The sequence below is a fragment of the Streptomyces sp. M41(2017) genome, from assembly GCF_002078175.1.
In the GTDB taxonomy this organism is placed as follows: domain Bacteria; phylum Actinomycetota; class Actinomycetes; order Streptomycetales; family Streptomycetaceae; genus Streptomyces.
In genome coordinates this window covers 670,595-683,523 of record NZ_MWFK01000001.1, presented here as the reverse complement: position 1 = coordinate 683,523, position 12,929 = coordinate 670,595, and the positions used below count along the sequence as shown (strand labels likewise).

10 protein-coding genes are annotated in these 12,929 nt (G+C 71.6%); 3 read left to right on the top strand and 7 right to left on the bottom strand.

Features of this window, described 5'->3' with window-relative positions; all coding sequences use genetic code 11:
* Window positions 1-37 precede the first annotated feature (37 nt).
* Window positions 38-304 carry a protealysin inhibitor emfourin gene (locus tag B0675_RS03140; protein WP_081217194.1) on the bottom strand — a complete coding sequence of 89 codons (267 nt, stop codon included), beginning with the start codon at window positions 302-304 and terminating at the stop codon, window positions 38-40.
* 60 nt (window positions 305-364) lie between these two features.
* The gene (locus B0675_RS03135; RefSeq protein WP_081217193.1) at window positions 365-1,435 is read right to left on the bottom strand and encodes a M4 family metallopeptidase; all 1,071 of its coding nucleotides are present in this window, start codon (window positions 1,433-1,435) and stop codon (window positions 365-367) included.
* 320 nt (window positions 1,436-1,755) lie between these two features.
* Here B0675_RS03135 and leuA point away from each other — a divergent pair, with 320 nt between their 5' ends.
* The 3 genes from leuA to B0675_RS03115 all read left to right on the top strand — a co-directional run bounded on the left by leuA (window position 1,756) and on the right by B0675_RS03115 (window position 5,907).
* A complete protein-coding gene (gene leuA / locus B0675_RS03125; protein ID WP_081217191.1) occupies window positions 1,756-3,507 on the top strand; it encodes a 2-isopropylmalate synthase in 1,752 nt (583 codons plus the stop codon).
* A 218-nt stretch (window positions 3,508-3,725) separates the two neighbouring features.
* A complete protein-coding gene (locus tag B0675_RS03120; protein ID WP_081221560.1) occupies window positions 3,726-4,418 on the top strand; it encodes a TerB family tellurite resistance protein in 693 nt (230 codons plus the stop codon).
* Window positions 4,419-4,692: 274 nt separating this feature from the next.
* Window positions 4,693-5,907: a sialidase family protein gene (locus tag B0675_RS03115; protein WP_081217190.1), complete on the top strand. Its 1,215-nt coding sequence runs from the start codon at window positions 4,693-4,695 to the stop codon at window positions 5,905-5,907.
* Window positions 5,908-6,040: 133 nt separating this feature from the next.
* Here B0675_RS03115 and B0675_RS03110 read toward each other — a convergent pair whose 3' ends face one another.
* From B0675_RS03110 to B0675_RS03090, 5 genes are read right to left on the bottom strand one after another with little or no spacing between them, the layout of a single operon-like run.
* Window positions 6,041-6,976 carry a dihydrodipicolinate synthase family protein gene (locus B0675_RS03110; RefSeq protein ID WP_081217189.1) on the bottom strand — a complete coding sequence of 312 codons (936 nt, stop codon included), beginning with the start codon at window positions 6,974-6,976 and terminating at the stop codon, window positions 6,041-6,043.
* On the bottom strand, window positions 6,973-8,076 hold the full coding sequence (locus B0675_RS03105; RefSeq protein WP_081217188.1) for an ABC transporter ATP-binding protein: 1,104 nt from the start codon (window positions 8,074-8,076) through the stop codon (window positions 6,973-6,975). Before B0675_RS03105 ends, B0675_RS03110 begins: the two co-directional genes overlap by 4 nt.
* 31 nt (window positions 8,077-8,107) lie before the next feature.
* A complete protein-coding gene (locus B0675_RS03100) occupies window positions 8,108-10,084 on the bottom strand; it encodes a dipeptide/oligopeptide/nickel ABC transporter permease/ATP-binding protein (protein ID WP_081217187.1) in 1,977 nt (658 codons plus the stop codon).
* Window positions 10,084-11,043 carry an ABC transporter permease gene (locus B0675_RS03095; RefSeq protein ID WP_081217186.1) on the bottom strand — a complete coding sequence of 320 codons (960 nt, stop codon included), beginning with the start codon at window positions 11,041-11,043 and terminating at the stop codon, window positions 10,084-10,086. The genes B0675_RS03100 and B0675_RS03095 overlap by 1 nt, the downstream gene beginning before the upstream one ends.
* 19 nt (window positions 11,044-11,062) lie before the next feature.
* The gene (locus B0675_RS03090; protein ID WP_081217185.1) at window positions 11,063-12,688 is read right to left on the bottom strand and encodes an ABC transporter substrate-binding protein; all 1,626 of its coding nucleotides are present in this window, start codon (window positions 12,686-12,688) and stop codon (window positions 11,063-11,065) included.
* Window positions 12,689-12,929 lie beyond the last annotated feature (241 nt).

Genomic DNA, 12,929 nt, shown 5'->3' with positions numbered 1-12,929 from the left:
TGAAGCCCGCGCCGGCCCCGCCCGTCGCACCCCTCGGCTAGGCGCCCTCCTTGAGCACCCGGGAGATCAGCTCGCGCTGGTCCTCCGTGAGGCTCGGGTCGGCCGCGTGGACCGTCGTGCCGTCCACCGTGATCCGGTAGCCGAAGCCGTCCGGGACGCCGGGCGGGGGAGTGTCCCGGCCGGCGGCGAGCGTCCGCTCGGCCAGGGCGTGCCAGTCGGCCGCGTCGGGCCGTCCCGAGGTGTCCACCTCCGCCCGGCGCTCGATACCCGCGAACCCGCCCGTGCGCCTCACCGAAATACGCATGGCTCCTGTCTAGCCGAGACGGCCGCCCGCGGCCACGGCCCCGACGCGGAACGGCACCCGCTACGTGGCCGGAACCCCCACCTGCTCCCAGGCCTTGCCGACCGCCTGGAGCTCCTCCCCGTCGTTGTACCGGGAGCGCGCCGCGGCCAGCGTGAGCCGCGCGAAGTCCGAGAACAGCGCCTGCTGCGGCAGCTCCCCGCCGGTCAGGACGTCGTACCAGATCTGCCCGGCCCGCTCCCACGCGTGCCCGCCGAGCGCCTCGGCGACGAGGTAGAAGGCGTGGTTGGGGATGCCCGAGTTGATGTGGACGCCGCCGTTGTCACGGCCGGTGCGGACATAGCCGTCCATCGTGCCGGGCTGCGGGTCCTTGCCGAGCACGTCGTCGTCGTAGGCGCTGCCCGGCTCCTTCATGGACCGCAGGGCGGAGCCGGTGACCCGCGGGGCGAGGAGCCCGGCGCCGATCAGCCAGTCGGCCTCGGCGGCACTCTGGCCGAGCGTGTACTGCTTGATCAGCGACCCGAACACGTCCGACATCGACTCGTTCAGCGCGCCCGGCTGGCCGAAGTACGTGAGGTTCGCCGTGTACTGGGTGACGCCGTGGGTCAGCTCGTGCCCGATGACGTCGACCGGGATGGTGAAGTCGAGGAAGATCTCCCCGTCCCCGTCGCCGAACACCATCTGCTCGCCGTTCCAGAAGGCGTTGTTGTAGTCGTTGTCGAAGTGCACGGTGGCGTCCAGCGGCAGGCCGTCGCCGTTGATCGAGGACCGCTGGTACGCGTTCAGGTAGAGCTCGAAGGTGGCGCCGAGGCCGGCGTACGCCCGGTTGACGGTGGCGTCCGTGCCGGGCTCCTCGCCCTCGCCGCGGACCCGGGCGCCCGGCAGGTCCTGCCCGTGGCGTGCGTCGTAGATGGTGCGGTGCGGCTGCCCGCCCGCCGCGTCCGGCGGCGCGGCGACGGAGGGCGCGCCGAGGACGGTGGTCAGCCGCCGGTGGGTGCGCTCGTACGCGTCCCGCTCCAGGGTCTGGCGGGCGGGACCGGCGAGCGCGGGGTCCTCGCTGCTCGCGAGCCGGTCGAGGACGTGGGGCGGCACGATGGTGCAGAAGACGGGCTCGAAGCCCCCGTTGGTGGTCATGCCCGGCACCCTTGCACTGCGTCACGCAACTGTCACCACCTGCAACCATGATTGGTGAAATGCGGCGAAAGGGAGCCGGACCGTCCGCTGGGAAGTGGTATGCCGCACGTTTTGTCCTCTTCGCCACCCGTGATCCCGCATACTGATACAGCCCCCCGAGACCAGCGCGACTCGGCTAGGCTGCGGAGCATCATGCGTTTCGGGCTGCTTCTCCTTAGCTGCCGCGGCGAGGGCCTGTAGTCGAGGCCGACCCCCTCCCCGCGGAGTCTGGCGTTGCGCCGTCGGCCGTCCTTTCGGACATCCTGAGGAGCCCACGCATCATGGCGAACAGCCACAGCAGCGAGCAGACCCGCGCCAACCGCCAGCGTCCCACGTCGATGCCGGTCCACAAGTACGGCCAGTACGACCAGGTCGACATCCCCGACCGGAACTGGCCGAACAACCGGATCACCGTCGCCCCCCGCTGGCTCTCCACCGACCTGCGTGACGGCAACCAGGCCCTGATCGACCCCATGTCGCCCGCGCGCAAGCGCGAGATGTTCGACCTGCTGGTGAAGATGGGCTACAAGGAGATCGAGGTCGGCTTCCCGGCGTCGGGCCAGACGGACTTCGACTTCGTCCGCTCGATCATCGAGGACGAGACCGCGATCCCCGACGACGTGACGATCTCCGTACTGACCCAGGCCCGCGAGGACCTGATCGAGCGGACCGTCGAGTCGCTGAAGGGCGCCCGTCGCGCCAACGTCCACCTGTACAACGCGACCGCCCCGGTCTTCCGTCGCGTCGTCTTCCGCGGCTCGAAGGACGACATCAAGCAGATCGCGGTCGACGGCACCCGCCTGGTCGTCGAGTACGCCGAGAAGCTGCTGGGCCCCGAGACCGAGTTCGGCTACCAGTACAGCCCCGAGATCTTCACCGACACCGAGCTGGACTTCGCCCTGGAGGTCTGCGAGGCGGTCATGGATGTCTGGCAGCCCGGCCCGGGCCGCGAGATCATCCTCAACCTGCCCGCCACCGTGGAGCGTTCCACCCCCTCCACGCACGCGGACCGCTTCGAGTGGATGGGCCGCAACCTGTCCCGCCGCGAGCACGTCTGCCTGTCGATCCACCCCCACAACGACCGCGGCACCGCCGTCGCCGCCGCCGAACTGGCCCTGATGGCCGGCGCCGACCGCGTCGAGGGCTGCCTGTTCGGCCAGGGCGAGCGCACCGGCAACGTCGACCTGGTCACCCTGGGCATGAACCTGTTCTCGCAGGGCGTCGACCCGCAGATCGACTTCTCCGACATCGACGAGATCCGCCGTACGTGGGAGTACTGCAACCAGATGGAGGTCCACGCCCGTCACCCGTACGTCGGCGACCTCGTCTACACCTCCTTCTCCGGCTCCCACCAGGACGCCATCAAGAAGGGCTTCGACGCCATGGAGGCCGACGCGGCCGCCAAGGGCGTCACCGTCGACGACATCGAGTGGGCCGTGCCGTACCTGCCCATCGACCCCAAGGACGTCGGCCGCTCCTACGAGGCCGTCATCCGCGTCAACTCGCAGTCCGGCAAGGGCGGTATCGCGTACGTCCTGAAGAACGACCACAAGCTGGACCTGCCGCGCCGTATGCAGATCGAGTTCTCGAAGCTCATCCAGCAGAAGACGGACGCCGAGGGCGGCGAGGTCACCCCGAAGGACATCTGGGCGACCTTCCAGGACGAGTACCTGCCCAACCCCGCGAACCCGTGGGGCCGCGTCCAGGTCAGGACCGGCCAGTCCACCACGGACAAGGACGGCGTGGACGCCCTCACCGTCGAGGCCACCGTCGACGGCGCGGACACCGTCCTGAGCGGTACCGGCAACGGCCCGATCTCCGCGTTCTTCGACGCCCTGCAGTCCATCGGCATCGACGTACGCCTGCTGGACTACCAGGAGCACACGATGAGCGAGGGCGCCTCCGCCCAGGCCGCCTCGTACATCGAATGCGCGATCGGCGACAAGGTTCTGTGGGGAATCGGCATCGACGCGAATACGACACGCGCCTCGCTGAAGGCCGTCGTCTCCGCCGTCAACCGCGCCGCCCGCTGACCCGTTCCACCTGCGTCTTTCCGGCCCCGTCCGCCTTCCGAGGCGGGCGGGGCCGCCGTCGTGTACCGGCCAAACCGCTCCGGGGTCACGGACGGGTCTCGTCCGGGGTACTGACGGCGCCTCGACAATGTGGCTAACATCACGCCAGCGCGGCGATGTTGCCGTGGGGGTACCTCCCACGCCTTTAAGGCTGTGGGGGAGTTACGGAGGTGTGCGACGTGCTGCCAGGATGGGGACGAAACGGTCGCTCGGTTCAGGTTCCCCGCATCCTGGGCACCCGTACGGCGTGGAGCACCGTCGGCGACGGCGAGTTCTTCTGCCCCGGCTGCGGGGGCGACCGCAACTACCAGCGGCTCACCGGACGCCGCCGCTTCACCCTCCTCGGTGTCCCCGTGCTGCCGCGCGGCGAGACCGGGCCCGTCGTCGAGTGCGCCGCCTGCCACCGCCACTACGGAGCGGACGTCCTCGACCACCCCACCACCACCCGCTTCTCCGCGATGCTCCGCGACGCCGTCCACACCGTCGCCCTCGCCGTCCTCGCCACCGGCGGCGCTTGCGCCCGTACGTCCCTGGAGACCGCGGCGTCCGCCGTGCGCTCGGCCGGCTTCGACGACTGCACCGAGGACCAGCTCGGCGCGCTCGTCGAGGCGCTCGCCGCCGACACCGGCCGCCTCTTCGGCGAGCCCTGCGCGAGCCTGGCCATAGAGCTCCACGAGGCACTGGACCCGCTGGCCCCGCACCTCGCCCCCACCGGCCGCGAGGCGATCCTCCTCCAGGGCGCCCGCATCGCCCTGGCCGACGGCCCCTACACGCCCGCCGAGCGGGACGTCCTCGCCACCGTCGGCGCGGCCCTCACGATCTGCTCGGACGACGTCACCCGCCTCCTCGCGACGGCCCGCACCCCGTCCTGACCGTCCTGCCGCCCGACCGTCCTGACGTCCTGCCCGTGCCGACGTCCTGACCCTCCCGGGACGCCGGCTCCGCCGCCCGGCTCCCCCCGCTCGCCGCCGCGGCCGACGCCGTCCGCGCGCCTCCGCCGCGACATCGGAGTGAACCGACACCCCGTCAGAGTGCCCTCGCCCCACAGGTGTTGCTGTGCTCCGTGAGGCCCACTAGCTTCTCCCAGGACATCCCACGTCCGATGTCCGACGTGGTCCCCGCAGTCCGCGAAGTCCAGGGAGTGCCATGACCGTCACGACCCGCATGGCCGCGTTCGCCAGTGCCGCAGGACTCCTCACCGCCCTCGCCGCCACCGGCGGCACCGCCTCCGCCGCGCCCCTGCACGGCCCGCAGTGCACCTCCTCCGTCCCGTACACCGCGGGCCGCGACGGCTACGACACGTACCGCATCCCCGCGACCGTCACGACCCGCGCCGGCACCCTGCTGGCCTTCGCCGAGGGCCGGCACAGCGGTGCCGGCGACACCGGCGACATCGACGTCGTCCTCAGACGCTCCCCCGACGGAGGCTGCACCTGGGGCCCGCTCCAGGTCGTCACCTCCGGCGACGGCGACACCCGCGGCAACCCGGCCCCCGTCGTCGACCCCCGCAGCGGCCGCGTCGTCCTGCTCACCTCCTACAACAGCGGCGCCGTGAGCGAGGCGCAGATCATGCGCGGCGAGGTCACCGCGGAGCAGAGCCGCCGCGTCTTCGTCCAGAGCAGCCGCGACGACGGCCGCCACTTCACGGCTCCGCGCGACGTCACCGCCGCCACCAAGCTGCCCGACTGGCGCTGGTACGCCACCGGACCCGGCCACGCGATCGCCCTGCGCCACGGCCCGCACGCCGGACGCCTCGTCGTCCCCGCCAACCACTCCGCCGCCCCGCCCGCCGGCTCCGCCGACACCGGCCAGGAGGCCAGGTACTACGGCGCCCACGCCCTCTACAGCGACGACGGCGGACTCACCTGGCGCCTCGGCTTCGTCGACGACTCCTACGACGGGAAGGACAACGCCAACGAGAACGCCGTCGCCGAACTCCCCGACGGAAGGCTGTACTTCAGCGCCCGCGACCAGAACGGCACGAGCCCCGGCAACCGCCTCGACACCTACTCCGGTGACGGCGGCGAGACCCTCGACCGCCCCTACGCCGTCCAGCCCACCCTGAACGACGTCCCCGTCGTCCAGGGCAGCGTCCTCCAGCTCACCGGCGGACCCGCCGCGCCGCTCCTGTTCGCCGGCCCGTCCGTCCCCACCGCCCGCCGCTCCATGGCCCTGTGGACCAGCGCGACCGCGGGCGCCGGCTTCACCCGGGCGGCCACCCTGTCCGCGGACCCCGCCGCCTACTCCGACCTCGTCCAGCTCGGCCCGTCCCGCGTCGGGATCCTCTACGAGACGGGCGTCACCGGCCCCTACGAGACCATCACCTTCCGGCGCCTGCCCGTGAACGGCCCGACCGGATGACCCGGACCCGACGGCGCGGACCCGGCCCCGTACGGCCCGACAGGACGGGTCCGGACCGCACAGGACCGGACGATGCGGGCCGGGCCGGGCGGGCGGGGCGAGACAGAGACAGGCCGGGCAGCAGTGCCCGGCCCTACAGCAGCCCGGCCCCCGCCAGATACTTGCCCACCCGCTCGACCTCCCCCTCCGACAACGGCACCTGAGGCTCCGCCGTCACCGGGCAGGCGATGATCCCCCGCAGGAACAGCGCGGCCTTGAACGCGCCGAGCGCCGACGAACTCCCGCCCATCCGGACGGGATCGCCGACTCCCACCATCCCGAACAGCTCGCACAGCCGCTCCTGCTCCGCCCGCGCCCCCGCCGCGTCACCCGCCGCGCACAGGTCGTACAGCCGCACGTAGCCCGCCGGGTCGACGTTGGCCAGCCCCGGCACCACACCGTGCGCGCCGAGGGCGAGCGCCGCGTCGACGACGACCTCCGAACCGGTGAGAGCGGTGAACCCGCCGGCACCCGGCAGATCACGGGCCCCGGTGACGACCGACCGGAACGAACCGAGGTCACCGCTGGAGTCCTTGAGACCGGCGAGGACACCCTCCGCCGCCAGCGAGAGCACCAGCTCCGGGTGCAGCTTCGTGTGCACGGAGGCGGGCAGGTCGTACGCGAACACCGGCAGCCCCGCCCCGGCCGCCACCAGCCGGAAGTGCCGGGCGATCTCGGCGGGGTGGGTCCGCGTGTAGAACGGCGCCGTCACCACGACCGCGTCCGCGCCCGCGGCCCGCGCCGCCCGCGCGTGGTCCAGGACGCGCGGCGTCGTCATGTCGATCGCACCGGCCAGCACCGGCAGCCGGCCCGCCACGTGCCCGGCCGCCGTCTCCACCACCAGCCTGCGCTGCGCGTCCGTCAGAAAGGCCACCTCGGACGTCGAACCGAGCACGAACAGCCCGTGCACCCCGGCGCCCATCAGATGGTCGATCAGCCGCACGAGGGACGCGACGTCCACCTCGCGGTCCGGGGTCAGGGGAGTGCAGACGGGCGGTACGACACCGCTCAGCGGGGCGGGGAAGGTCATGAAGGCTCCCTGGTGTGCTGCTGGAACGTGGCGTCGGCCATGGCGGTGGCCGCGGCGGCGGACTCGGCCTGCGCCACCAGGGCGCGTGTCGACCGGCCCTCCTCCACAGGATGGTGGCACCGGAAGCGGTGCCCCGGCACCGACGCGGCCGTGAACCCCGGCATCCGCTCCGCGCAGAGTTCGTCCGCCTTCCAGCACCGGGTGCGGAACGGGCACCCGCTCGGCGGCCGCGTCGCCGACGGCACCGGCCCGGCCAGCGGGATCGGGTCGATCGGATCCAGCAGACCCGGCGTCGCCGAGAACAACGCCCGCGTGTACGGGTGCCGCGACCGGTCGGTGACCTCACCGGCCGGCGACTCCTCCACCACCCGCCCCAGATACATCGTGATCACCCGGTCGCTCATCCGCCGCACCGTCTGGATGTCGTGGGACACGAACACCAGCGCCAGACCGAGGCGTTCCTTCAGATCGAGGAGCAGATTCAGGATCTGCGCCCGCACCGACACGTCCAGCGCGCTCGTCGGCTCGTCCGCCACCACCAGACCCGGATCCAGCGCGAGGGCCCGCGCGATCGCCACCCGCTGGCGCTGCCCACCCGACAACTGGCCCGGCAACGCGTCCGCGAGGGCCCGCGGCAGACCGACCAGCGCCATCAACTCCCGCACCCGGTCCTCCCGTTCGTCCGGAGTTCCGCGCCGGTGCACATCCAGCGGATCCCGCAGGATCCGCCGCACCGGCAGCCGCCGGTTCAGGGCCGTCGACGGATCCTGGAAGATCATGCCCGTGCTCGCGCCGACCGCCGTCCGCCGCGCGTCCGGCTTCAGCGACCACAGATCGTCCCCGTGGAACGTCACCGTGCCCGACGTCGGCCGCTGCACCCCCACCAGCACCTTCGCCAGCGTCGACTTCCCGCACCCCGACTCGCCGACCACCCCCACCGTCTCCCCGGGCGCCACCGCCAGATCGACGCCCGTCAGCGCGTACACCCGGTCCCGGGTGAACACCCCGCCGCTGCGCGCCCGGTGCACCACATGCGTGTCCGTCAGCCGCACCAGCGGCTCCGCCCCGAAACTCGCCCGCTCCGTCACCGGCCCGCTCATCCGGAAACCCCCGGCGTCCCCTGCGCAGCGTTCACTTCACGGCCTCGCTCTCCGTGGTCACCAGGTCGACGGCCGGACGGTGACAGGCCGCCGTGTGCGTCGGGGGCCCCACCAGGACCGGCGCGGTCGACCGGCACACCTCGCCCGCCAGCGGACACCGGTCGGCGAACCGGCAGCCGGCCGGGAAGTCGGCGGGGGAGGGGACCACTCCCTTGATCTGCGTCATCCGCTCCGCCGCCGACTCCAGCGACAGCACGCTGCCCAGCAGTCCCCGCGTGTAGTGATGCGCCGGCGACTCCACCACATCCGCCGTCACCCCCGTCTCGACGATCTGCCCGCCGTACATCACCACCACCCGGTCGGTGACCGCGGAGACCAGCGCCAGATCGTGCGACACGAGGACCAGAGCGAAGTCCAGCTCCGCCCGCAGCCGCAGCAGCAGTTCCATGACCTGCGCCTGCACCGTCACGTCCAGCGCCGTCGTCGGCTCGTCGGCGACGATCAGACGCGGCTCACGGGACAGGGCCATCGCGATCAGCACCCGCTGACGCTGCCCGCCCGACAACTCGTGCGGATAACTGCGCAGCGTCCGGCCGGCGTCCAGACCGACCAGTTCCAGCAGTTCGGCGGCACCACGCCGGCCACCGCGCCGTACCACCTGCTTCAGCTGCGCCCTGATCGTCATCGCCGGGTTCAGCGACGACAGGGCGTCCTGGTAGACCATCGCCATCTCGTGGCCCAGCAGCCGGCGCCGCACCCGCATCGGTTCGCCCACCAGCTGCCGCCCGTCGAAGCGGACCTGGCCGCGGACCCGGGCCCCCTTCGGCTCCAGGCCCATCACCGTCAGCGCCGTCAGCGACTTCCCGCACCCCGACTCGCCCACCAGGCCCACCACCTCACCGGGATACACGTCGAAGCTGATCCCGTCGACGATGTCGACCCCGCCGTGCCGGCCGTCGAACCCGATCGCCAGCCGCTCGACGGCGAGGACCGGCCGCGGGGCCCGCGGCCGGGGCCGGGCCCGGGACCGCAGCCGCGCCGCGGCCTCCGCGAGGCCGGGCAGTTCGAGGACCGTGCCGCTGCCCGGCTCGGGGGCCTCCAGCCGGTCCTCGGCGGGCGGCACCGACACCTCACGCGCGGCGGGCGCCGCCCACGCGTCGGAGACCCCCTCGGAGAGGATGTTCAGACACAGCACGGTGACCAGCATCAACAGCCCGGGGAACACGGTCGCCCACCAGCCGCCGGTCAGCACCATGTTCTTCCCGTCGGCGATGACACTGCCCCAGGACGGGTCCGGGGGCCGCACGCCCGCGCCGATGAACGACAGCGACGCCTCGAACACGATGGCCTCGGCGACCTGCACGGTGCAGAACACCAGCACCGGCGCCGCACAGTTCACGGCCACGTGCCGCAGCACGATGTGCGGGGTACGGGCGCCGATCACCTGCTCGGCCGTCACGTAGTCCTCCCCGTACTGGTCGAGGACGTTCGCCCGGACGACCCGCGCTACCGGCGGGGTGAACAGGAACGCGATCGCGCAGATCAGCACGGTGATGCCGCCGCCGAACACGGCGACGAGCACGGCGGCCAGCGCGATGCCGGGGAACGCCATCACCACGTCCAGGCAGCGCATCAGCGTCTCGTCGACCCCCTTGCGGGACGTCGCCGCGAACGCCCCGAGGAGCGAGCCCACCACGAGGGCGAGCGCGGTGGCGCCGAGACCGATCGCCAGCGACCACCGCGCCCCGTACATCAGCCGGCTCAGGATGTCCCGGCCGAGACTGTCCTGCCCCATCCAGTGGCCCGCGGACGGATGCCCCGTGCCGCCGACCGGCGGCAGCTGGTCGAGCGGGCCGTGCGGGGCGATCAGCGGCGCGAACAACGCCACCAGCACGACCACGGCAAGGAAACACACCGCGATCCGCGACAGCGGCGGCAGCCTGCGCCAGCCGCGCAGCCGGACACCGGGCCGGGCGAGGACCCCCGCCAGTTCCTTCCGCGTGAACATCAGGACGCTTCCCTCAGTCGTGGGTTGACCAGCAGGTACAGGAGGTCGATGACGAGGTTCACCACCACGAAACCGGTGGCCGTGGTCAGGACGACGCCCTGCACGACCGCCGGGTCGCCGTTCTGCACGGCGTCGATCATCAGCTTGCCCATGCCGGGCAGCGAGAAGATCGTCTCGATGACGACCGCGCCGCCCAGCAGATAGCCCACGCGCAGGCCCAGCACGGTCAGCGGGTTCATCAGCGCGTTGCGCAGCACGTTGCGGCCCACCACCACCCGGGGCGGCAGCCCGCTCCCGATCGCGGTGCGCACGTAGTCCTTGTCGAGTTCCTCCACCACGGACGTCCGCACGATCCGGGTGAGCTGCGCGGCGACCGGCAGGGACAGCGCGAGCGCGGGCAGCGCCATCGTCCTGAGCCAGCCGGTGAGCGAGTCGGCGGGGTTGATGTAGCCGCCGGTCGGGAACCAACCCCGGTCGACGGCGAGGTACTGGATCATCAGGAGCGCCAGCCAGAAGCCCGGCGCGGCCACCCCGGTCAGCGACACGACCCGGATGATCTGGTCCGGCAGCCGGTCCCGGTGGATCGCCGCCGTGACCCCGCCGAGCAGCGCCAGCACCACCGCGACGCCGAGGCCCAGGAACGTCAGCTGAAGGGTCAGCGGCAGCGCGGTGGTGACCTGCTCGACGACCGGCGCCCGGGTCAGCGCGCTGGTGCCCAGGTCGCCGTGGAGGAGGTCCCCGACGAAGTGGACGTAGCGCACGGGCAGCGGGTCGAGCAGGCCGTTCCGCTCCCGGAAGTCGTGCAGTTGTCCCGGGGTGGGGTTGGCGCCCTGGAAGAACGCGGACGCCGGGTCGACGTCCGAGAACCGCATCACCAGGAACACGAACAGGACGATCCCGAGCATCAGCGGTACGAGCAGCGCGATGCGGCGCAGCAGGATCCTGACGATGACGACCACGTGCCGACTCCCCTGTCGCCTAGACCCACTTGGCTTGCAGCAGGTTGATGCCCGGGTAGGGCTGTGGCCTTATCCCGGTGAGCCGGTGCGGGTTCCACGCGGTCATCAGCTCGTTGTGCACGACGGGGTAGAGCACGGCCTGTTCGGCGACGACGTCGATGTAGTCCTGGATCATCGTCTTCTTCCGGCCGGCGTCCGGTTCCCGGGTCGCCCGGTCCATGTCCTGGAACAGCTTCCTGGCGACCGGGTCGCCGGCCCAGCGGGCGTAGCCCATCCACAGGTTCTGCGGGCCGTAGTTGTAGTGCATGATCAGGTCGGCGTCGAGGCCGAACTGGTTGGGGTTCGAGGCGGCGGCGACCACCTGGTAGTCCTGCTTCTGGTCCATCTTGGTGAACACGGCCGTGGTCTCCTGCGGTGCCAGGGTCGTCTTCACGCCGATCGCGTCCCAGGACGCCTTGATCGTCGGCAGGCAGTCCACGATCCAGCTCACGTTCACCGCCAGGATCTCGATCTCCAGCCCCTTGACGCCGGCCTCCTTCAGCAGCCTCTTCGCCTTCTTCGGGTCGTAGGAGTAGACGGTCTTCGCGGGCCGGTAGGAGGGGTTCGCCTCGTTCAGGAACGACGTCGAGGGCCGGCCGTGCCCCTTGAGGGCGACCTCGACCATCTTCTGCGTGTCGATGGCGTGGTGCAGCGCCTGCCGGACGCGGACGTCGTCGAACGGCTTGTGCTGCGTGTTGAACATGAGGAACAGGTTGTTCATGCCGGCGCCGCCCCGGACCGTCATGCCGCCCCTGGTGAGCTGCCCGATGTTGGCGTACGGGATGTTGTCGGCGATCTGCGCCCCGGCGCTCGCCCCGGAGATCTTCGCGACGCGGGGCGCGGCGTCCACTATGGTCAGCCAGTTCATCTTCTTGAAGGCGGCCCTGCGCGGCCCGTTGTACGCGGCGAACGCCTCGAACGTCGTGTTCGACTTCGGGTGGTGTGCGGTCTGCCGGTACGGTCCCGAGCCGATCGCCTTCCCCCGGATCGCGTCGTCCCAGGCACCCGGCAGCGAGAACACGTGCCGGGGCATGATCTTCGCGAGCGTGAGCCGGGCGATCCCCTCCGGGAAGGGGAACTTGAGGACCAGCTCCACGTTCCGCGCGTCGATCTTGCGGACCTCCTTCAGCCAGCTCGCGAAGAAACCCTTGGCCAGCGTCTGGGTCTTCGGGTCGAGGATCCGGTCGAAGACGAACACCACGTCGTCGGCGGTGACCGGCTTCCCGTCGTGGAAGGTGGCGCCCGAGCGCAGCGTGAACGTCCACGACGTGCCCGTCGGATCGGCCGGCACCCGGGTGGCGAGCGCCGCGTACGGCTCGCGGGAGATCGGGTCCGTGTCGAGGAGACCCTCGTAGATGTGGTTGTTGGCGGCCATGCAGAACGCCGACGCGGTCTGTGTCGGGTCCCAGCTGCCGTCGTTCCCGTAGCCGATCACGGCCGTCAGGGTGGCGTTCCTGCCGCTGCCCGAGTTCCCCGTGTCGTTGGTGGACTCCGGCCCGGACGAACAGGCCGCCAGCGACGAGGACAGTGCGGCGGCGCCCAGAGCGCCCGTGTACTTCAGGAACGACCGGCGGTGCAGCGCCGGAGCGGTGGTCACGTCGCGCACGGTTCCTCCAGCAAGGAGTGGTCCAGTAGAGCGGTCCGGTGGAGCGGTGGAACGGCCGGTCCTCGGCGCGGCGGACCCCGGACCGGTCGGACGGCCGCCCCGGGCCCGCACGGCAGGAGATACGACGTCCTACGTCATGGGTGGCAGCGCGACCATAAAAGGGGGCGTCGAGGGGGTCAAGGGATCGCACACGAATGGCGTATCTTCCACTGGTGCGACCAATGACGGCTGGAAACAGGGG

Bases quoted from the DNA above. Each gene is read 5' to 3' on its own strand.
- B0675_RS03140 (WP_081217194.1), bottom strand. From the start codon at position 304: ATGCGTATTTCGGTGAGGCGCACGGGCGGGTTCGCGGGTATCGAGCGC.
- B0675_RS03135 (WP_081217193.1), bottom strand. From the start codon at position 1,435: ATGACCACCAACGGGGGCTTCGAGCCCGTCTTCTGCACCATCGTGCCG.
- leuA (WP_081217191.1), top strand. From the start codon at position 1,756: ATGGCGAACAGCCACAGCAGCGAGCAGACCCGCGCCAACCGCCAGCGT.
- B0675_RS03115 (WP_081217190.1), top strand. From the start codon at position 4,693: ATGACCGTCACGACCCGCATGGCCGCGTTCGCCAGTGCCGCAGGACTC.
- B0675_RS03110 (WP_081217189.1), bottom strand. From the start codon at position 6,976: ATGACCTTCCCCGCCCCGCTGAGCGGTGTCGTACCGCCCGTCTGCACT.
- B0675_RS03105 (WP_081217188.1), bottom strand. From the start codon at position 8,076: ATGAGCGGGCCGGTGACGGAGCGGGCGAGTTTCGGGGCGGAGCCGCTG.
- B0675_RS03100 (WP_081217187.1), bottom strand. From the start codon at position 10,084: ATGTTCACGCGGAAGGAACTGGCGGGGGTCCTCGCCCGGCCCGGTGTC.